The following is an 18858-nucleotide window of genomic DNA, read 5'->3' as shown; positions in this document are numbered from 1 at the left end:
ACCCACTACCCGCGGTGGTACCTTCGGCGTTCCGCCAACCCGTGGCGAGGCCGCGTGCTCCCGCTTGACCGCGAAGCGCTCACAATTGGGTCTGCTGCGCAGCCCAGCGGGAGCAAGCCCCCCCGCCACAGGTTCGTCATTCCCTTTAAGTGAACAGAATTTCGTTCCCAAAGAGGCCTTTTCAGTTATTGAACCGGCCGTTGCCCGATGGGATTGAGCACCGGGTTGCCGTCCTTATTCTGCGTCAGGTAGACCGGCAGGACTTTCGGCAACGAAGCCACAAGGTTCTGTACTTCGCCGATGTTGTAGACACCCCCGACACGCAGGCCGCCGGTGCTGTTGTCAGCGAGCATGACGGGACGGTCGAGGTAGCGGGTGATCAGCGGCAGCGCATCGCTCAGGGCAAGGTTATCCAACACCAACTTGCCGTTGCGCCACGCCAGCGAGCTGTCGTTGGGATCGGTCTCGCGGACTTGCGGTTGGTGGGCGCCCGCCTTGTAGCTCGCTTGCATGCCCGGCGAAAGTTGCAGGCCGTTATGGGTGAGCGCCTGGTTGCTGATGACCTTGACCGAACCTTCCACCAGCGTGACCCGCACCTGGTCCTGGTACATCCAGACGTTGAAGCGCGTCCCGGTCACCCGCACCTGGCCTTGGCCGGCGCGCACGACAAATGGATGCTGTTTGTCATGGGTGACGTCAAAAAACGCCTCGCCTTTTTTCAACGTCACCCGGCGCTCGTTTTTGTAGTTGGCGAAGGTTAGCTCGCTGCCCAGGTTGAGTTCGACCTGGCTGCCGTCGTCAAGCGTGATCTGGCGGACGCTCGTGCCGGCTTCGAATCGCTCGTAGGAATTGGCAACCCAGCCCAGATTCCAGCCGGTGTAGGCGGCCACGGGCAGGCCCACGACGAGCATCGCGGCGGCGACAGCCAACCGGCTCCAACGCGACCGGAGCCTGGACGCTGGGGCGGGGGCTGCTGGCTCGACGCGCGGCAGATGATCGGCCACCTCCCAGATTTCCAACATGGCTTCGTATTCGAACGCATGCAGCGGATCGGCATCGTGCCATTGCTGGAACGCCTGCCGTTCGGCATCGGTGCAGTCGACGGCATGCAGACGCATGCACCAATGGGCAGCGGCATCGGTGATGGCGTCGTATTCGGCTTCCGAGAGGGTATGTTCGGTCATTGTTTCGTCCTGATTTGCCGCATTCTAACCTTCCACCACCGCTGTCGAGAACAGCGGTGATGGCGTTTGCGCACTAAAGAACGGTTTTTTTATCGTCGTATCGAGCGTTGTTTCTCGTGTCACTGTTGCATGATCGACGTGAAAAAAAGATCAATGGGCAGAGCGGCGCTGGTCGAGCTGGCGCCCTAGTTCGCAGATCAACAGGGTAATGGAGTCGGCATTGCGGAGTATGACGTCGATCCGCTTGTCCGGTAAAAGGGGGTCGAGGAAAGCATCACGTGCTTCGTTCATGTTGCGGGTCCCTGTTATTTTCAGGATTTCCTTCACCGTCTCCTTCTCTCGGGGGAAAAACTCCAGGCCTTTGTAGGTATTGTCGTTCTCATCCCACTGCGTAAATAGTTTTGATTTTGGGGTGCTTAATGAAAGCCCGTCCTGTTGCAGTTCTTTTTGCAGTTCATATTTCACTTTTCCCAAATGAGTTGCTGTTGAAATCAAATCCAGGAACGGCATCGGCGCATCGAGATAGATAATATCGAGCGTATTGAACAACTGATGGGATATTTCGTGGATAAATGTCGCGCCCTGGGCGTGAGCATCAACATCAAAGGAATCGGGGACGATGCTTTTATACCAATCCAGACCCAGGTCAAAGAAAAACTGTGTGATATAAATTCTTCCCCGCGCTTCAGGTTCGAGTACAAACGCCGTGGCCCTGTCCGCCAGATGTTTCAGGCTGCCAACAACGATTTGGTCCGCATGTTGCAATTCCCAGGTCGGGTCGGCCAGTGCTTGGCAGATCGGTGAAATCGCTGTGTCTATTTTCCCTACAAGCCGGGGGTCTACCACGTTTACGTTGAAGAACGATTTCAGGTAAGTATCCAACCGCGAGCCTGATAGCACCTGCCGTTTAAGTTGCTCAAGGTTTTGCAAGGCATTGGAGCAGTAGAGCCGTGCGGTCGCCAGCGCTTGAACAATCGTATTGGCACGATATGGGTATTTTCTACGTATCTCAGCCATGCCCCGTGCCTCGATGTTCAATGTCCCCTTGGCTTTGAAATCACTGTAGGTGACGGCCATTTTCGACCCGGCCTTGCCAAAGCGAATCGTCTGGCGCTGCGGGTCAATCGCCCATGTCCAGTCATCAGGCGAATACTTCACTAACGGCCCTTCGCCGTCGTCGTGAATGATTCGCCAGGCCAGGCCGGCTTTTGCCACTTGATAGACCTTGCCGGCAAGGGGAATGTAGCGCTTGCCGGTTTCCACTGCCCTGTAGGTTCCGTCCATCACATTGAGTTGAAGATCCGAGAGACTGACATCCAACGCTTCGAAGACTTGCAAGTCGGTGCGGGCCGAAGCCGTGCAGGCGATGTCCTTCCAATTCAGCGGTGACGGGGCGCTCGCCGAAACCGGTTCGATGGGGTCAAGAAGGCCGAATGTATCGGCGCGATTCAAAAAGCCAAGTGAAACCATCTCCGCGGCGCCAGCGATGAAGTTGTGCAATCCGCTTTTCCAATCATGCTGCTGCAAGTCTTCGGCGGAATCCTTGAAGTCCTGGTAGCTTTCCCAAAGTGTGTCCAGAAAGGATAATTTGGCCGGTAACTGTTTCCCCAGCATCCTGACGCCGGTGCTGAACAGATGGAGGGCTGTTGCCCAATCAGACTGACGGTGGTTCTGGGTTTGCGCGGTCAACATATCTGCCAGTAACGCGACGTTGTCGTCATACAGCGTGTGCAGAACATTGGTATTGATGGGACTGAAGCCCAGGGTCACCTCCGATGATCTCCCCCGGGTGGACGCAAAGAGATTTTTAAACGTGGCTTGTTGCGCCTTGGGAAGCCGGCGAATCAGCAAATCCTGGAGCGCACCGGGGGTATTGAATGCAGCGACGATACGCTCTTCATTTTCGAATTCTTGTAGCAGATCCCCGTCATGGTAGGGCGAATACAGGACATGAGGGCTGGTTGCATCGTTAACCGAACTGAACAGGTAAAGCCCCAACGCTTTGATCGCGGCAGCGCCTTCGGTCTTGATCAGCTCCACAGGGCGAAAGCAGGCGCTAAAGCCCTCGACGGCTTGACGAGCGATGGCGTCCGGCATATCCATGACTTGCCGAAACAGGTCGAATGCCGTCGGGGAAAGGTGTTGCTGCAGATACCGTGCGTGCGCGTACTGCAACAGTTGCCACGGCAGTTGTTGGTGAAAGCGCCGCTTTCTGGACTTTACGGCTGCCGTTGGCCCGGAAAGGGCTTCGGTTACGTAGTGTTTATAAGTGGTCGGGATTTCCAGGGACAACAAGATTTGCCGTACCGCCATTTCGTTAAAACCGTCAGGCAATGGCTGCGTGGAGGTTGACGAAACCTTGAAACCCTTCTCGGTCACATCGATGTGATTCAACGCAAAGTTGGTCAATGAACTGGCTGGCCCAACGATCGCCAGGTTGGGCGTAATCCGGACGGTGTCGGGGTCCAGGTTTTTCCCAGGAAAGCGCGCGTCCAATAGCGCTTGCAGTTTTTTGCGCACATAGGTGCCCAGGGGCTCGATGCCGTCCAGGTAATCCTTGCCGTCGGACACGCTGTTTTTATATTGCTCAATCACTTCTACGTGCACACGCCTTTCTTCAAGGGGGGCCGTGCCAAGCCAGGCAGGCAGTTTCTGCTGGCGTTTAATTGCCTGGGCAAGAGAGGTGGCGCGCTTCAGATTGGTGGGCGCTCCTTTGTGCAGGAGCGCCTGAAGACTTTTGATCAAGGCCGGCCCGGTAAGTCGCCAATCGCCGGCTCTCAATGTGCTCAGATAGCCGTACTCGGCCTCGAAGTATTTGATGAATGAACGCATCCGATTGACCAGCACATTGTCTTCGATCAGTTCATAAGCAAGGAGCTGGTAGCGCCTATGGGGCAAGCGTTGAGGGGCAGTGAGATTTTCCAGCAAGCCAAAGCGTCTTTGAGAGTCGAGCAGACGTTGATTCAATCTCTGAGTGGCGCTATCAACGGACGAAAAAGCCTGCACGCCCTCGGCGGGCGTCCACAGAATGGCCATGCCTGAGTGGGGCGTATCGAGTCCGCCACGCTCGGTTAATAGAAAACAACTGGCGAGAGGCAACTGAACCGTTCGACCTTCTTCGCTGCATGCGAGCTTCAACGAATAGACGTCTGGCCGAAAGCCCCTGACGGTTGTGCGTTGCGAACGGTCCGGGTAGTCCGGGTCGTAGGCAAAAACCGTTTTGATCAGATCATTTGCAATCGGCGGCAGGCTCGAATCAAGCGCCCTGAGTTCGGCCTCGGCACGGATGCCCAAGGAATAAACATTGGTCAGTTCCGCCTGCAGCGGCCTGAGGGGGTTGAGCAGCGAAACGTCGGCAGATGTCGGTAATTGACTAAAGAGGCCGTCGAAAGCGTCCTCGACATCGGTATAGCTCTTGATTTTTCTTTCCATTTGATCGGCCAGGAAGTTGGATGGGCGCAGGTCGCCATGAAACGCGGGATGCGTCCCCCAATGTCCGGCGGATGGCTGACTCAAAAGGCTTTTGTTGATGAACGCACGTATATCCAGCGCCTTGTCGATAAGCGAGTGGATGTCGACTGCGGCCTGGCGCGACATTTCCAGTGCGTAGTGCAGGTTCCCCACCTGTTTGTCGATGATGGCGCTGGCCAGGGATTCGGCGATCGGAAAGGCCACCGGTTTACCCGAAACCTGCGGGTCGTCAAAACTCTGGAATCGGTTACGGTCTTCCAGGCTGAGAAGGCTATAGAGCGTTTCCTTTCGTTCGACAGTAGCCGGCATACCGAGCAAGGCCTGTTTGAACCCCAGGTGATTTTCCACTTTCTGAAGAGGGTAGCCGGGGGTGTAGAGATAATGACCCTCGCCGCTAATCATCAAGGACCCCGCGAGTGCCACGTCATTGGGCTCATATTCCCAGAACCGGATCGTTTCGATAAATAAAAGTGCCTCGTCCCGGCGAGACGGCCGGAATAGCCGAAGCAGTTCTCGACTTTGCCTTTCGGTCAGTTGTTTTTTTTCCCGCTGGATCAAAATAGTTGCCCGCAACGCCTCCTCGATGAACAGAGACAGTAATTGGCGGCGAGGAATATAGAAGGCGCTACGCGCCTGCCAATAGGCATTGAGGCATTCCGTAAACGCCGGGATCAGCTTGGCGGCCGTGGTCTTCACTATGTTTTCCCACTGCTGCGCATTGTGGGACGAAGCGCTTGTATCGGGATGCGACAGGTCGGCTTCATACCCGGGAGGCCAGCCCTGATTGTGGAAATAGATCAGGACCGCGTCGCTCAATGAAACGCTTTCAGTGACCGGTATCGCTGTCGGATCGCTCAGGTGACCGCGTTTTCGAAGCGCCACGCGGGCCTGTCCGTGATCCAGGTCCGGAAGGATCTCGCTGAGTACCTGATCCAGCATGGAGGCGAGCGAAGGCAGTTGGATCAGCTCATTCACCATGGATCGGGCATTAAGGTCTTGGGCGTGTTCGATGGATTCGATCTGAGCCTTGAACACGTCGCCGCTGATCGTGCCCCTGTCCTGCCTGAGGGTGGGTGTGCTGTTGAGTTCCCTGCGCTGGGAGAGCGACAGGAACCGAAACAGGTCGTCGCGCGCCGTAGGGTTGCGCAACATCTCGTCAATTTTTTTCTCGACGGCTTGCCGATTGGCGAACTTTGTAATTCCACCTTGCGGCGTATAGAGGTACGCCGCCTCGGTGTCCTCTGCGTCAGCCGTTGTCGAGACCCTGAGGATAAAACAGCCGGCCAGCGGAATCGGGGATTTACCCTCGGCCGCAAGCAGGATCGTTTCGGCGGCCATCGGTGGGGTTTGTGCGGTGCGCAGTGTGTGGCTGGGCAGGGAAACATGCTGCAGCCAATCGAGGTCTTCCTGCGTCAAGCCGTGGGTTGCGATCAATTCGTCCGGTGTGGCGGCAGCCAAGACCTCGGGAAATAAAAGTGGCATGTCTTCAGTGGGCATCGTTGCATCTCGATCAAGGCACCGCGAGGCGGTGCGAACAATGAGGGAGCCGCCAGACTAGGCAACGACGAACGAGCAAAGGTGGTACATAGTTACCGCACGCTGGTTTCCTGGCTTGCCGGGCCGCCGCCACGGGCAAGGATTGACAGCCCGCGCCTGAAACGGTGTTTAATCACCGGGCGGGTCCTTCACGCTGTTGCTACCTCCAACAATCATTCCGGAGCTTCAGATGTCTGCGCCATCCGATCACGCTGCTTCTCGCACCCTGTCTTTCGATGCTCTGGTGAGTTTGCTGGAGAAGATTTTCCTGCGTCATGGCACCTCGACCGAAGTCGCCCGGTGCCTGGCTGAAAACTGCGCCGGGGCCGAGCGCGACGGCGCCCACAGTCATGGGGTGTTTCGCCTTCCCGGGTATGTCTCGACGCTGAACAGCGGCTGGGTCAACGGCAAGGCCGTGCCGGTGGTCGAAGACGTCGCCTCAGGGTTCGTCGCGGTGGATGCCGGCAACGGCTTTGCCCAGCCAGCCCTGGCCGCCGCGCGCCCATTGTTGGTGGAAAAGGCCCGCAGCGCCGGTATCGCTGTCCTGGCCATTCGCAACTCCCATCACTTCGCGGCGCTCTGGCCGGATGTCGAGCCGTTTGCCTACGAAGGCCTGGTGGCACTGAGTGTGGTCAACAGCATGACGTGCGTGGTGCCCCATGGCGCGGACCGTCCATTATTCGGTACCAATCCCATTGCCTTCGCCGCGCCACGGGCCGACGGTGAGCCGATTGTCTTCGACTTGGCCACCAGCGCCATCGCCCACGGCGACGTGCAGATTGCCGCGCGCAACGGCGAGTTGTTGCCGCCGGGCATGGGCGTGGACAGCCTTGGCCAACCGACCCGCGACCCCAAGGCGATCCTCGAAGGCGGCGCGCTGCTGCCGTTTGGCGGGCACAAGGGCTCGGCGTTGTCGATGATGGTCGAGTTGCTGGCGGCGGCGCTGACGGGGGGCAATTTTTCTTTCGAATTCGATTGGAGCAATCATCCGGGCGCCACGACGCCATGGACCGGCCAGCTGTTGATCGTGATCGACCCCAGCAAGCCCGCCGGGCAAGACTTCGCCGAGCGCAGCCGGGAACTGGTCAGGCAGATGCATGGCGTCGGGTTGCGACGATTGCCGGGCGACCGTCGTCATCGCGAGCGCGGCAAAGCCAATGAGCAGGGGATTACGGTGGACGAGCAGACGGTGGCGCAGTTGCGGGAACTGGCGGGCATTTGAGCCCCAGCGGTGGCAGCCAAGGTGGTTGCCACCCGCTTTATCGCGGCCCCGTGCCTTGCCGTGACACGCTGGGCCAAGCCTTCTACTATGACGGCTTCTTTTTTCTGGAATCGCCTGGATGAGTAAGCCCGGCCAAACGGTGCTGGTTGCGCTGCGCAAGATGATCGCCTCGGGTGAGCTGGCCGCCGGCGAGCGCTTGATGGAAATCCCTACAGCCGAGTTGTTCGGTGTTTCGCGCATGCCGGTGCGCATGGCGTTCCGCACCCTGGAGCAGGATGGGTTGCTCGTGCGTTTTGGTGGGCGCGGTTTCCAGGTGCGTTCGGTCAGCGCCGAGCAAATTGCTGGGGCCGTGGAGGTGCGTGGCGTGCTGGAAGGCTTGGCGGCACGGCAGACAGCCGAGCATGGTTTGTCCGAAGAAGCCCGCGCGACGCTTGAGCAATGCTTGGTACAGGGCGATGAATTGTTCGCCAAAGGCTACGTCACCGAGGACGACCTGGAGGTCTATCACGACCTCAACATGCGCTTTCACCAAGTGATCGTCGAAGGCAGCCACAACCCGGCGATCGCCGATGCCCTGGCCCGCAACGATCATTTGCCATTCGCCTCAGTCACCGCCCTGGCGGTGGATCGCCAGAACATGGCAGGTGAGTTTCGCCGTTTCAACTATGCCCATATGCAACACCATTCCGTGTTCGACGCACTGATCAACCGCCAGAGCGGCCGCGCCGAGGCGATCATGCGCGAGCATGCCAATGCGACCCTGCGCTACGCCGAGGTGTTCGGCTCGCCACTGGCTGATGAGCGAATGAAGGTGATCCTGCGTTCGGAGTGACCGCCTCGGCGCCTGGTGATTGCAATATTCGTATCCACTCCAAATCCCCTGTGGGAGCGAGCCTGCTCGCGAAAGCGGTGGGTCAGTTTGCGGTGATGTTGGATACCCACAAGGTATTGGGAACCGCACGGTCCTGTGGCGAGGGAGCTTGCTCCCGCTGGGGCGCGCAGCGGCCCCAAAAAAGCGATGAGCGCTGCGCACTCAAGCGGGAGCAAGCTCCCTCGCCACAAAAGCTTTCCCAGCCATCACGGCACAGATTGATCCACGGTAAACACTGTGGAGCAAGCCCACCACAGGGTTCCGTGTTGTCTGGTGTTAGAGGTCGAGGACCAACACCGGTGTCTTCGACCTGGAGCAGCACGGGGTGAACTGGTCGTTGCAGGCCTGCTCAGCTTCGGTCAGAAACATGTCCCGATGTTCCGGCACACCTTCCAGCACCCGCGTCAGGCAGGTACCGCACACGCCTTGTTCACAGGAGATCGGGATTTCGATGCCATGGCTCTCCAGCACCTGCACCACGCTGCGGTCCGCCGGTACATCAAACACTTGGCCACTGCGGGCGAGCTTGACCGAAAAGCTGCCATCGGCGCGGGTGTCGGTGGGGGCGGCGGCGAAGTATTCGCGGTGCAGGCAGTCTTCCTGCCAGCCCTGGCTCTTGGCGGTGTCGAGGACGTGCTGCATGAAACCTCCGGGCCCGCACACGTAGAGGTGCAGGTCGCTAGCGGGGGCGGCCAGCACCTTGGCGGCGTCCAGCAGGGTTTCGGGTGCTTCATCGAAATGCAGGAAGACCCGGTCGGCGTAAGGGGCCTGGCGCAGGCGTTCGACGAAGGCCGCACGGTCCCGCGAACGGGCGCAGTAATGCAACTCGAACGCCGCACCGCTCTGGGCCAGATGCTCGGCCATGCACAGGATTGGCGTAATGCCGATGCCGCCGGCAAACAGCAGGCTGCGCCGGGCGTGGGGAGCAAGCGAAAACAGGTTGCGCGGTTCGCTGATGTGCAAGCGCATGCCGGGCTGGATAAGTTCATGCAAGCTGCGCGAACCACCGCGGGACGCCGGGTCCTTGAGCACGCCGATGAGGTAGCGGTGCTGTTCCTCGGGATGGTTGCACAGCGAGTACTGGCGAATCAGCCCGCCGGGCAGGTGCACGTCGATATGGGCACCGGCGGTAAAGGCGGGCAATGGCTCGCCGTCGACCCGGGTCAGCTCGTAGCTGCAAATATCGAGGGCTTCGCTGTTTCGCGCCGTGACCTGGACTTCGATCATGGCCGTTGCTCCGCCAGTTGCGGCTGATGAGTACTGGCGATCAACCCGGCTTGAGCCTCGCGCTCCCGTGCGATCCAGCGCTCCAGCACCCGACGGGACTGCACGCCGCCGGCATCGATGTTGAGCTTGAGCAGGTTGCGCTGCGGATGGTCCAGCAGGTTGCGCTGTTGGCGTTCGAGCATTTCCAGGTCTTCGCTGAAAATCTTGCCCTGGCCTTCGCGAATGGACGCGGTGAGGGCTTCATCCTGCGGCTGGAAGTGCCGGGCCATGCCCCAGAAGTACCAAATCGAGGTCTCGGTTTCCGGTGTGATGAAATCCACCACGATGCTCGACGCCTTGAATTGCGGTGCAGCGTGATAGCCGCCATTGCCGGCATGGGCCACGCCCACTTCGATCAGTACGTGGCTGGGCGGGGTGAAACGGCAGATCTGCCAGCGATCCACCGGCACGTCATCGGCCAGGTTGTTGCCGCGCAAGGCCATGCGCCAGAACGGCGGAGCCATGATGTTTTCCATATGGCGGGCGGTGACTACTTCATCGCCCTCGACGGTGGTTACCGGCGGCGCTTCATCGATTTCCTTCTGGCCGATGCTCGAGGCGTGGACGTAAGTCTCGTGGGTCAAGTCCATCAGGTTGTCGATCATCAGGCGATAGTCGCAGTGAATATGGAACAGACCGCCACCGTAGGCCCATTCATCGCTTTCGGCCCATTCCAGATGATGGATCTGTGCCGGATCGGCCAGCGCCTGGTCACCGGGCCAGACCCAAATGAAGCCATGCCGTTCCTGCACCGCAAAGGTCTTGTTGCAGGGAAATCCCCGTACCCGTTGCCCCGGCATCTCGACGGTCTTGCCATCACTGCCCATCACCAAGCCGTGGTAGCCGCACACCAGGTTGCCGTTTTCGACGTAGCCCAAGGAGAGCGGAGCGCCGCGGTGGGGGCAGAAGTCTTCCACGGCTGCGACCTTGCCTTCGTGCCCCCGGTAAAAAACCATCTTCTCACCACAGATCTGGCGACCCAGGGGTTTGTCGGCGATTTCATCGGGGGTGCAGGCAACGTACCAGGCGTTCTTGGGGTACATGACGGATCTCCAGGCGGATTGTTCTTGTTTGTGGATCCATTAACTCTCTTAACTAATTTAGTTGTCAACGATTTTGCTGTGAGAATGGACGATTGGCTACATTAGTGGATCCATTGGGCGGCTCAGGTGATCCGTTCAGAACCGATAGGCCGCCGGCACCTGCGCTTCGATGAAGCGCCGCATGTGCTCCAGAAAAGTGGCTTGCAGCCTGGAAACCGGGCCCTGGATGGGCAGGAGCATGCTGAAGTCCATTTCTATCGCCGGCTCGAAGGCGCGAAAGACGATGCCCTGGCCGCGATATTCGACAGCGCTGATGGCGTCCACCAGCGCCACGCCCAGGCCTTGTTCGACCAGCACGCACATGGGCAGCGAGAGTTGGGTTTCCAGGCGCAGTACACGGTCCACGCCATGGGCGGCGAAGATCGCATCGATCTGCTGGCGCGAGGCAATCGACTGGGGATAGGAAATGAACGGTTCGCCCTGCAAGTCTTCCGGACGGATCGTCTCTTGGTCCTGCAAGCGATGGCCGGCGGGCAGGGCGCAAAGCATGCGCGTCGCCAGCAGTTTTTCCGCACGGGGGCTGGGGTAGGTGTTGGGCAGCACGATCAGGCCCAGGTCGCAGCGTTGGCCCACCACCAGGTCCACAACTTCCCGGGACGAATGCACCACCAGCGATATCTGCATCTGATCGTGTTCGGCCATGAACGCGGCAATCGCCCGAGGCACGAATGACAAGCCCATGGCGGGTGCGCAGGCAATGTGCAGTGAGCCGCGCTTGAGCGTGCGGATGTCCTGGGCGGTCCGTGCAATGCGTTCCACGCCCAGCAGCGAACGTTGCACTTCCTGATACAGGGTCATGGCCTCGGCGGTGGGTTGCAGCCGCCCCTTGACTCGGTCGAACAGGCTGAAACCGATGTCCTCTTCCAGGCTGGCGATCAACCGGGTCGCCGCCGGTTGCGAGATGTGCAGCAGTTCGGCGGCGCGGGTCACGGTCTGGCCCAGGATCACGGCGCGAAAAGCTTCCAATTGACGGAGGTTCATGGTGCGGACCTATCCATAACAAAAAAACATGAGATTGCCAAAATAAAGCATTTTTCAAGACGTTGTCAGCGCCCTAGGATCGATCGCAACCAATTGATCCAGCCATGGGCTGGCGCCTGATTGAATGATGGGCGTCGAAAACAGCGATAAGAAAGCCATGCAAAAAACTGATGGCATTGACGGGGGGGGAGGCCTGGTGGGGATGTCCGTCGCCTATGGGCTGGCCTTGCTCGGACGCCAGGTAAGCGTGCTCGACGAAGGCGACGACGCCATTCGCGCCGCCCGGGGCAACTTCGGTTTGCTCTGGGTCCAGGGCAAGGGCTACCGCATGAGCCCGTATGCGCAATGGACGCGAGAATCGGTGGCGCTCTGGCCTCGGTTTGCTGCGGCGCTGCACGCCGATACCGGCATCGACATTCATCTGCGCCAACAGGGCGGCTTTCAGTTGTGCCTGAGCGACGGGGAAATGGCCGAGGAAAGCCATCGGCTGGGTTGGCTGCGCGAAGCCCTTACTGGCGACTACCCCTTTGAACTGCTGGACAATGCGCAACTGCGCGCCCGTTTGCCGGGCATTGGGCCGGATGTGGTCGGCGGCTGTTTTTCGCCCATGGACGGCCACGTCAATCCGCTCAAGCTGCTGCGCTCGCTCTACGCCGCCTGCCAGTCGCGCGGGGTCAGGCTCATCAACGGCCATCACGTCGACGCGCTCGACGCAGGTGCAACGGGTTTCGAACTGCGGGCTGGAGAGAAGCGCTGGTCCGCCCGTCAGGATGTGCTGGCCGCCGGCCTCGGCAATCGGGCGCTAGGGGCCATGGTCGGGTTGGACGTGCCGGTGCAACCGAACCGCGGGCAGATCCTCGTCACGGAGCGGCTCGAACCCTTTCTGCAATACCCCACCACTTATGTACGCCAGACCGACGAAGGCACGCTGCAACTGGGCGACTCCCATGAGTCGGCGGGCTTCGATGACGGCACCGGCAGCCAGGTCATGGCCGCCATTGCCCGGCGCGCGGTGCAGTGTTTCCCACGGTTGGGCCAGGTCCGGCTGGTGCGGGCCTGGGGTGCGCTGCGGGTGATGAGCGCCGACGGCTTTCCGATCTACGAAACGCCTCAAGGCCGCCCGGGCTTGTCGATTGTCAGCTGCCACAGCGGCGTGACCCTGGCCGCTGCCCATGCGTTGCGTCTGGCGCCATGGATTGCCGGTGAATTCGATGATCTGGCGGTGCAGCCATTCGGGTTGCAACGTTTCAACCGGCAAGCCGAGGTGCGCCATGTCGGCTGATCGTCTGTTCCGGCCACTGGCCTTGGGAGATCACACCGTGCAAATCGAATTCGAAGGCACGCCGCTGACGGTGCCCGCCGATGTATCCCTGGCGGCGGCGCTGCTGGGCTGCGGCATCCGCCACACTCGCGAGAGCGCCATCAACGCTCGTCCCGGCGCACCTTACTGCATGATGGGCGTGTGTTTCGAGTGCCTGGTGGAGGTGGACGGCCAAGCCAATGCCCAGGCGTGCCTGGTGCCGGTGCGTGCCGGCATGCGCGTGCGCCGCCAACACGGTGCCGCTTGCCTGGCACTGCGGGAGGAGGGCGGCGATGAGTAACGCAGCCATCGACCTGATTATCATCGGCGCTGGCCCGGCGGGCATGAGCGCTGCGCTCGAAGCCCGGGCCCAAGGCTTGTCCGTGGTTGTGCTGGATGAGCAGGCCAGCCCGGGTGGACAGATTTATCGCCAGGTGCTCCAGGCGGATCTACGCAGCCGCGCGGTGTTGGGTGACGACTACGTGGCCGGGGCGAAGTTGGCCGCCGACTTTCTGCAATGCGGTGCCCGCTATCTTCCCAACGCGGCCATCTGGCAGGTGACGTCGCAATGCGAGGTGCATTACCTGATCGAGGGCCGTGCCGAAGTCTTGCAAGGGCGTCACCTGTTGATCGCCACAGGCGCCTTCGAGCGGCCGATGCCGATTCCTGGCTGGACCCTGCCGGGCGTCATGACCGCCGGAGCCGGGCAGATCCTGCTCAAGAGCGCTGCCATGGTGCCGGCCTCGCCTGTGGTGCTGGCCGGGTGTGGTCCATTGCTCTACCTGCTGGCGGTGCAATACCTGCGCGCCGGGATCACCCTTGAAGCGCTGGTGGATACCAACCTGCGAAGCGATCTGCTGCGGGCTTGGCGCTATATTCCCGGCGCGCTGCGCGGCTGGCGCGACTTGCTCAAAGGGTTGGGGCTGCTGGCGGAACTCAAGCGGGCCGGCGTCCGGCATTTTCGCGGTGCGTGCAACCTGCGGGTTGAAGGTACGGATCGGGCCTGCGCCTTGAGCTTCGACAGTCAAGGTCGCGCCCAGCGCATTCGCGCCGATTTGATTCTGCTGCATCAAGGCGTGGTGCCAAACACCCAGGTGAGCTGGTCGTTGCGCCTGGCCCACGACTGGAGCGAACAGCAATTGTGCTGGGCGCCGCGCCGCAATCGATGGGGAGAAAGCAGCACGCCGGGCATTTTCATCGCAGGCGACGGTGGCGCCATCGGCGGGGCCCAGGTGGCGCAACTGGAGGGGCGCCTGGCTGCGCTGGCCATCGCCGGTCAGCAGGGTAAAGCCGGGGCATTGCAACAAGCCTTGCGCCGTGCTCGCGCCGCACGGCCACTGCTCGACACCTTGTATCGCCCTCGAACAGAGAATCGCATTCCCGCCGACGACGTCACGGTGTGCCGCTGCGAAGAGGTCAGCGCTGGCGACATCCGTCGTTACGTCGACCTGGGTTGCCTGGGCCCCAATCAGACCAAGGCTTTTGGACGTTGCGGCATGGGCCCGTGCCAGGGGCGCCAGTGCGGCCTGAGCGTCACCGAAATCATTGCCGAGCGTCGCGGCGTCGCACCCGCCGAGGTGGGCTATTACCGCATCCGCTCACCCCTCAAACCCATCACGCTCGCCCAATTGGCTGGCGAGCATCTCTCCATCGAGGAACCTTCATGAGTATTCAACGCATCGAAAGCAACCCACGCCTGAGCCGCAGCGTCGTGCACAACGGCGTGGCCTGGCTCAGCGGTGTCGTCGCCGCCGATTGCAGCCAGGACATCCAGGGCCAGACCCGCCAGGTGCTGCAACGGATCGATGAACTGCTGGCCGCGTCCGGCAGCGACAAGCACCGACTGCTCAGCGTGCAGATCTGGATGAAAGACATGGGCCGGGATTTCGCCGCCATGAACGCGCTGTGGAGCGAGTGGATCAATGCCACGCAGACGCCGGCGCGGGCCACGGCCCAAGTGGCCTTCGACGACCCGGAGATTTTGCTGGAGCTGATTGTCACCGCGGCCGTCTGAGGCCGCTGGCCGATCACCGTTGTGCGGTCACCGGGCAGGCGACCACCAGAGTCACCGCCCGGGCTTGTTCACATTGCTGCTGCCATAACGGACGACTTCTGTGGAGCGTCCGGAATCAATAACATCGCACCTGGAGCAAATGAATGAACGTAAAACGCATCGCCCTGAAACTGGGTCTCGTCTCGCTGCTGGCTTTCGGCGCGAACCTGCAGGCCGCCGAATCATCGCTGCGCATCGGCATCGACGCGGCTTACCCGCCCTTTGCCTCGAAAACCCCGGACAACGCCATCGTCGGCTTCGACTACGACATCGGCCAGGCGCTGTGCGCTGAAATGAAGGTCCGTTGCGTCTGGCAGGAACAGGAGTTCGACGGCTTGATCCCCGCGCTCAAGGTCAAGAAAGTCGACGCGGTGATTTCCTCCATGTCGATCACCCCGGAGCGCTTGAAGTCGGTGGGCTTCACCGATCGCTACTATCGGATCCCGGCGCGCCTGGTGTTTCGCAAGGGCAGCGGCATCAACGATATCCCGGCACAGCTCAAAGGTAAGCGGATCGGCGTGCAACGGGCGACCAACTTCGATCGTTATGTCACCGATCACTTTGCCCCGGCGGGCGCCGAGGTCGTGCGCTATGGTTCGCAGAACGAGATCTTCCTCGACCTGCTGGGCGGGCGCCTGGACGCGACCATGGCCAGTTCGGTGGTGATCGACGAGAGCTTGCTCAAGCGGCCCGAGGGAACGGAATTCGAATTTGTCGGGCCTAACTTCACCGAGGAGCAATACTTCGGCACGGGCATCGGCATCGCGGTACGCAAGAACGATGCGCTGGCGAGTCGCTTCAATCAGGCGCTGGCGACCATTCGCGCCAACGGCACTTACGACAGTATTCGCCAGAAGTATTTTGATTTCGATATCTACGGCGAATAATTCTCCGCCCGAGGGGTGTATCTCGCGGGCTTGCTGTTGCACAACACGGAGTGATTCATGAAGACCAAAGCGGTACTCACTGAGCAGGACGTTGCGCAATTGCTGGTAGCGGCCAAGGAGCTGGCTCACCAGCGTCAATGGGCGGTGTCGGTGTGTGTGGTGGACGACGGTGGTCATCCCCTCGGGCTGTTGCGCCTGGACGATGCCTCGCCGTTATCGGCCTATATCGCCACTGAAAAAGCGCGCACGGCCGCTATGGGGCGGCGTGACAGCAAGGTTTTCGAGGACATGATCAACGGTGGTCGTTACGCTTTCCTCAGCGCTCCGCACTTGCAGGGCATGCTTGAAGGCGGGGTGACCATTCGTCATGACGGCCAATGCATTGGGGCTATTGGCGTGTCTGGGGTCAAGGCTGAGCAGGATGCGGAGTTGGCTCGTTTGGCGGTTGAGACGGTGTTGCCGGTGATTACGCCGGATGCCTGAAGCGGTCATGAAGCTATGGAGTTTCCCTGTGGGAGCGAAGCTTGCTCGCGAAGGCGGCGGCACATTCAGCACTGATGCAAGCAGGTTCACCGTCATCGCGAGCAAGCTCGGCTCCCACAGGGATCGGCGGCGGACATTGATCTGCTAAACGACCAAAAAAACCTGTGGGAGCGAGCTTGCTCGCGAAGGCGGCAGCACATTCAGCCTTGATGCAAGCAGGCCCACCGCCATCGCGAGCAGCTCGGCTCCCACAGGGATCGGCGGTGGACGCCGATCTTCTAAACGACCAAAAAACCCTGTGGGAGCGAGCTTGCTCGCGAAGGCGGCAGCACGTTCAGCATTGATGCAAGCAGGCCCACCGCCATCGCGAGCAAGCTCGGCTCCCACTGGGATCGCGGTGGAACACCCACTCCCACAGGGCCTGCACAAATCTTCCAGACACACGCTTCTCCAGCAGTTACTCTGCCAAGAGTACATTCACCAGACGGGACAGGGCATGACGGCGCGCAACTGGATCGATCTCAAGCAGGACGCCACGTCCGGTATCGAGACCGTGCGCGCGCATTTCGAGGGGCATGCCTATGATCCCCATTGGCATGACACGTATCTGGTGGGCGTGACCGAGCAGGGGGTGCAGCAGTTTCATTGTCGCCGCCAGCAGCACAACAGTACGCCGGGCAAGGTGTTCCTGCTCGAGCCCGGTGAGTTGCATGACGGCAACGCGCCCCACGATCACGGGTTTACCTATCGCACGTTGTACCTGGAGCCCCAATGGCTGGAGCGCGAGCTGCGCTCTCTGTTCGATGTGGCGCCGGACAACGCCCAGCTGGGATTCGCTGCCACCCTGACCGATGATGCGCGGCTGGCGAGTGCCACGGCGTTGGCCTTCCAAAGCCTGCATGAGCAGGAGATCCGCATCGTGCGCCAGACGGCCCTCGACACCCTGTTGGCCAACCTGACCCAGCACCTGCACTGGCGGGCGCGGATCAACCCGGATCCGCGGCTGCCATTGGTGGCGCAGCAGGCCAGGGATTATCTGCACAGTCACCTGAGCGAAGACATCGGCCTGGATGACCTGGCACAGGTCACCGGCGTGGATCGTTTCCGCTTGACCCGTGCCTTCAAGGCCGCTTTCGGCCTGGCGCCCCATGCTTATCTGATCCAGTTGCGCCTGGCCCGTGCCCGGCGCCTGCTGGCCAGTGGCGAGAGCGCCGTGGCGGTGGCGGCCATGCTTGGTTTTTCCGATCAAAGCCATTTGGGCCGCTGGTTCCAGCGTGCCTATCGCCTGAGCCCGGCGGACTACCGCAAGCGCTGCTCAATTGTTCCAGACTGACCACGGCTTGGCGGGGATGATCAAGCGATCGATCCTTCACCGAGAAGTCGCTCCATGGACCAGTTACTGCCGTTTGCCTTGTTCGCATTTGTCGCCTCCATCACGCCGGGCCCGACCAATATCCTGGTGCTGAGCCATAGCTCTCGCTTTGGCCTGGCGACCACCTTGCCGATCATCCTCGGTGCCTGTGCGGCGGCGGCCTTGCTGGTGCTTCTGGTCGGCACCGGATTAGGAGATGTGCTGGCGCGCCATGCCACGATTCAGACGTTGCTCTCATGGGCGGGCATCGCTTGGCTGAGCTGGATGGCTTGGCAGATTTTCAGTGCTCCGGCCCAGGCCGTTGACCCGGACCGTCCGGTCGAGGGGCCGCGCCTGGGCCTGGCGGGGGCGGCCGGGTTGCAGTTGGTGAACCCCAAGACCTGGATGATGGCGTGGGCGGTGGTGAGCGTATTCGCCGGTGCCGAGGCGGACCGTACGGAGAGGGTGCTCTGGTTGTCCCTCGCGTTCTTTGCGATTTCGCTCCCCTGCATGACCGCCTGGGCCTATCTGGGGCGTGGCGCCGCAAGGTTCTGTCGTTCTGCCGTGGCGATGGGGCGTTTCAACCGCGTCATGGCGGTGATGCTGCTGGCGTCAGCATGGTTGACGCTGGTGGTCTGAGCGGCTGACAAAATTGTAATTTTTCTCTCGAAACCTCCGGATTGACGGCCGAGTCGGACCTTATACCGCCCTGTTTTCATGCGCGGTACCCCAATCGACCTTTGCAACAGGAGATTCCCATGAACAGTCGTTACGAGGCCTGTATAGCCGAATGCACCGCCTGCGCCATGGCCTGTGAAGCCTGCACTGCAGCCTGCCTGCGTGAGCAGAGCGTGCAGATGATGGCTAAGTGCATAGAGCTGGACCGTGACTGCGCTGACCTATGTCGGCTCGCGGCCACGCTCATGAAGCGCGACAGCAGCGTCGCCGCCCAACTGTGCAGTGTGTGCGCGGCAATTTGCCGAGCGTGTGGCGAGGAGTGTGGCAAACATGAACCGGCGCACTGCCAGGCGTGTGCAAAAGCTTGCCGGTCATGCGCCGAGGCGTGTGAGCGAATGGCCGCCTGATTGGCGTGGCGTGGCGTGGCTTGGCCAAGCGTTGGTCCTGGAGGACAGGCGCTTGGCCGGTCGCG

16 protein-coding genes are annotated in these 18858 nt (G+C 60.9%); 11 read left to right on the top strand and 5 right to left on the bottom strand.

Annotated elements, in window-relative coordinates:
- Positions 1–185: 185 nt before the first annotated feature.
- Positions 186–1184: a FecR family protein gene (locus tag HGO40_RS04675; protein WP_250962086.1), complete on the bottom strand. Its 999-nt coding sequence runs from the start codon at positions 1182–1184 to the stop codon at positions 186–188.
- Positions 1185–1334: 150 nt separating this feature from the next.
- On the bottom strand, positions 1335–6152 hold the full coding sequence (locus HGO40_RS04670; protein ID WP_250962085.1) for a dermonecrotic toxin domain-containing protein: 4818 nt from the start codon (positions 6150–6152) through the stop codon (positions 1335–1337).
- Positions 6153–6381: 229 nt separating this feature from the next.
- Here HGO40_RS04670 and HGO40_RS04665 point away from each other — a divergent pair, with 229 nt between their 5' ends.
- Both HGO40_RS04665 and HGO40_RS04660 read left to right on the top strand, forming a co-directional pair.
- Positions 6382–7413 (top strand): Ldh family oxidoreductase, encoded by a 1032-nt coding sequence (locus HGO40_RS04665; RefSeq protein WP_250962084.1) that lies wholly within the window; start codon positions 6382–6384, stop codon positions 7411–7413.
- 118 nt (positions 7414–7531) lie between these two features.
- Complete coding sequence (locus HGO40_RS04660; RefSeq protein ID WP_250962083.1) at positions 7532–8245, top strand: GntR family transcriptional regulator; 714 nt, start codon at positions 7532–7534, stop codon at positions 8243–8245.
- A gap of 315 nt (positions 8246–8560) precedes the next feature.
- Here the strand turns inward: HGO40_RS04660 and HGO40_RS04655 are convergent, their stop codons facing one another.
- From HGO40_RS04655 to HGO40_RS04645, 3 genes are all read right to left on the bottom strand, one after another.
- Entirely contained in the window at positions 8561–9511 is a 951-nt protein-coding gene (locus HGO40_RS04655; RefSeq protein ID WP_250962082.1) for a PDR/VanB family oxidoreductase, read from the bottom strand.
- Complete coding sequence (locus HGO40_RS04650) at positions 9508–10593, bottom strand: Rieske 2Fe-2S domain-containing protein (protein WP_250962081.1); 1086 nt, start codon at positions 10591–10593, stop codon at positions 9508–9510. Before HGO40_RS04650 ends, HGO40_RS04655 begins: the two co-directional genes overlap by 4 nt.
- Before the next feature lie 135 nt (positions 10594–10728).
- Entirely contained in the window at positions 10729–11634 is a 906-nt protein-coding gene (locus HGO40_RS04645; protein WP_250962080.1) for a LysR substrate-binding domain-containing protein, read from the bottom strand.
- A gap of 157 nt (positions 11635–11791) precedes the next feature.
- On the opposite strand from HGO40_RS04645, the gene HGO40_RS04640 reads away from it, so the two are divergent.
- The 9 genes from HGO40_RS04640 (at position 11792) to HGO40_RS04600 (ending at position 18793) form a co-directional block, all read left to right on the top strand.
- Positions 11792–12916: an NAD(P)/FAD-dependent oxidoreductase gene (locus HGO40_RS04640; protein WP_284738997.1), complete on the top strand. Its 1125-nt coding sequence runs from the start codon at positions 11792–11794 to the stop codon at positions 12914–12916.
- Complete coding sequence (locus HGO40_RS04635; protein ID WP_250962078.1) at positions 12906–13235, top strand: (2Fe-2S)-binding protein; 330 nt, start codon at positions 12906–12908, stop codon at positions 13233–13235. Before HGO40_RS04640 ends, HGO40_RS04635 begins: the two co-directional genes overlap by 11 nt.
- A complete protein-coding gene (locus tag HGO40_RS04630; RefSeq protein WP_250962077.1) occupies positions 13228–14601 on the top strand; it encodes an FAD/NAD(P)-dependent oxidoreductase in 1374 nt (457 codons plus the stop codon). Before HGO40_RS04635 ends, HGO40_RS04630 begins: the two co-directional genes overlap by 8 nt.
- Positions 14598–14948 carry a RidA family protein gene (locus HGO40_RS04625; protein WP_250962076.1) on the top strand — a complete coding sequence of 117 codons (351 nt, stop codon included), beginning with the start codon at positions 14598–14600 and terminating at the stop codon, positions 14946–14948. Before HGO40_RS04630 ends, HGO40_RS04625 begins: the two co-directional genes overlap by 4 nt.
- A gap of 143 nt (positions 14949–15091) precedes the next feature.
- Complete coding sequence (gene aotJ, locus HGO40_RS04620) at positions 15092–15874, top strand: L-arginine-binding protein AotJ (protein ID WP_250962075.1); 783 nt, start codon at positions 15092–15094, stop codon at positions 15872–15874.
- Positions 15875–15931: 57 nt separating this feature from the next.
- On the top strand, positions 15932–16357 hold the full coding sequence (locus tag HGO40_RS04615; protein ID WP_014338265.1) for a GlcG/HbpS family heme-binding protein: 426 nt from the start codon (positions 15932–15934) through the stop codon (positions 16355–16357).
- Between the two features lie 496 nt (positions 16358–16853).
- Positions 16854–17690 (top strand): AraC family transcriptional regulator, encoded by an 837-nt coding sequence (locus HGO40_RS04610; protein ID WP_250962074.1) that lies wholly within the window; start codon positions 16854–16856, stop codon positions 17688–17690.
- A 54-nt stretch (positions 17691–17744) separates the two neighbouring features.
- On the top strand, positions 17745–18347 hold the full coding sequence (locus HGO40_RS04605) for a LysE family translocator (RefSeq protein WP_250962073.1): 603 nt from the start codon (positions 17745–17747) through the stop codon (positions 18345–18347).
- A gap of 119 nt (positions 18348–18466) precedes the next feature.
- The gene (locus HGO40_RS04600) at positions 18467–18793 is read left to right on the top strand and encodes a four-helix bundle copper-binding protein (protein ID WP_250962072.1); all 327 of its coding nucleotides are present in this window, start codon (positions 18467–18469) and stop codon (positions 18791–18793) included.
- Positions 18794–18858: the final 65 nt, after the last annotated feature.

The sequence above is a fragment of the Pseudomonas sp. CG7 genome, from assembly GCF_023701885.1.
In the GTDB taxonomy this organism is placed as follows: domain Bacteria; phylum Pseudomonadota; class Gammaproteobacteria; order Pseudomonadales; family Pseudomonadaceae; genus Aquipseudomonas; species Aquipseudomonas zanjanensis.
The sequence above is the reverse complement of the archived record's forward strand: the minus strand, read 5'-3'. Positions and strand labels throughout refer to the sequence as shown.

What these genes read in the sequence shown, in the direction of transcription:
- HGO40_RS04675 (WP_250962086.1), bottom strand. Translation starts at nt 1,184, where the DNA reads ATGACCGAACATACCCTCTCGGAAGCCGAATACGACGCCATCACCGAT.
- HGO40_RS04670 (WP_250962085.1), bottom strand. Translation starts at nt 6,152, where the DNA reads ATGCCCACTGAAGACATGCCACTTTTATTTCCCGAGGTCTTGGCTGCC.
- HGO40_RS04665 (WP_250962084.1), top strand. Translation starts at nt 6,382, where the DNA reads ATGTCTGCGCCATCCGATCACGCTGCTTCTCGCACCCTGTCTTTCGAT.
- HGO40_RS04660 (WP_250962083.1), top strand. Translation starts at nt 7,532, where the DNA reads ATGAGTAAGCCCGGCCAAACGGTGCTGGTTGCGCTGCGCAAGATGATC.
- HGO40_RS04655 (WP_250962082.1), bottom strand. Translation starts at nt 9,511, where the DNA reads ATGATCGAAGTCCAGGTCACGGCGCGAAACAGCGAAGCCCTCGATATT.
- HGO40_RS04650 (WP_250962081.1), bottom strand. Translation starts at nt 10,593, where the DNA reads ATGTACCCCAAGAACGCCTGGTACGTTGCCTGCACCCCCGATGAAATC.
- HGO40_RS04645 (WP_250962080.1), bottom strand. Translation starts at nt 11,634, where the DNA reads ATGAACCTCCGTCAATTGGAAGCTTTTCGCGCCGTGATCCTGGGCCAG.
- HGO40_RS04640 (WP_284738997.1), top strand. Translation starts at nt 11,792, where the DNA reads ATGCAAAAAACTGATGGCATTGACGGGGGGGGAGGCCTGGTGGGGATG.
- HGO40_RS04635 (WP_250962078.1), top strand. Translation starts at nt 12,906, where the DNA reads ATGTCGGCTGATCGTCTGTTCCGGCCACTGGCCTTGGGAGATCACACC.
- HGO40_RS04630 (WP_250962077.1), top strand. Translation starts at nt 13,228, where the DNA reads ATGAGTAACGCAGCCATCGACCTGATTATCATCGGCGCTGGCCCGGCG.
- HGO40_RS04625 (WP_250962076.1), top strand. Translation starts at nt 14,598, where the DNA reads ATGAGTATTCAACGCATCGAAAGCAACCCACGCCTGAGCCGCAGCGTC.
- aotJ (WP_250962075.1), top strand. Translation starts at nt 15,092, where the DNA reads ATGAACGTAAAACGCATCGCCCTGAAACTGGGTCTCGTCTCGCTGCTG.
- HGO40_RS04615 (WP_014338265.1), top strand. Translation starts at nt 15,932, where the DNA reads ATGAAGACCAAAGCGGTACTCACTGAGCAGGACGTTGCGCAATTGCTG.
- HGO40_RS04610 (WP_250962074.1), top strand. Translation starts at nt 16,854, where the DNA reads ATGACGGCGCGCAACTGGATCGATCTCAAGCAGGACGCCACGTCCGGT.
- HGO40_RS04605 (WP_250962073.1), top strand. Translation starts at nt 17,745, where the DNA reads ATGGACCAGTTACTGCCGTTTGCCTTGTTCGCATTTGTCGCCTCCATC.
- HGO40_RS04600 (WP_250962072.1), top strand. Translation starts at nt 18,467, where the DNA reads ATGAACAGTCGTTACGAGGCCTGTATAGCCGAATGCACCGCCTGCGCC.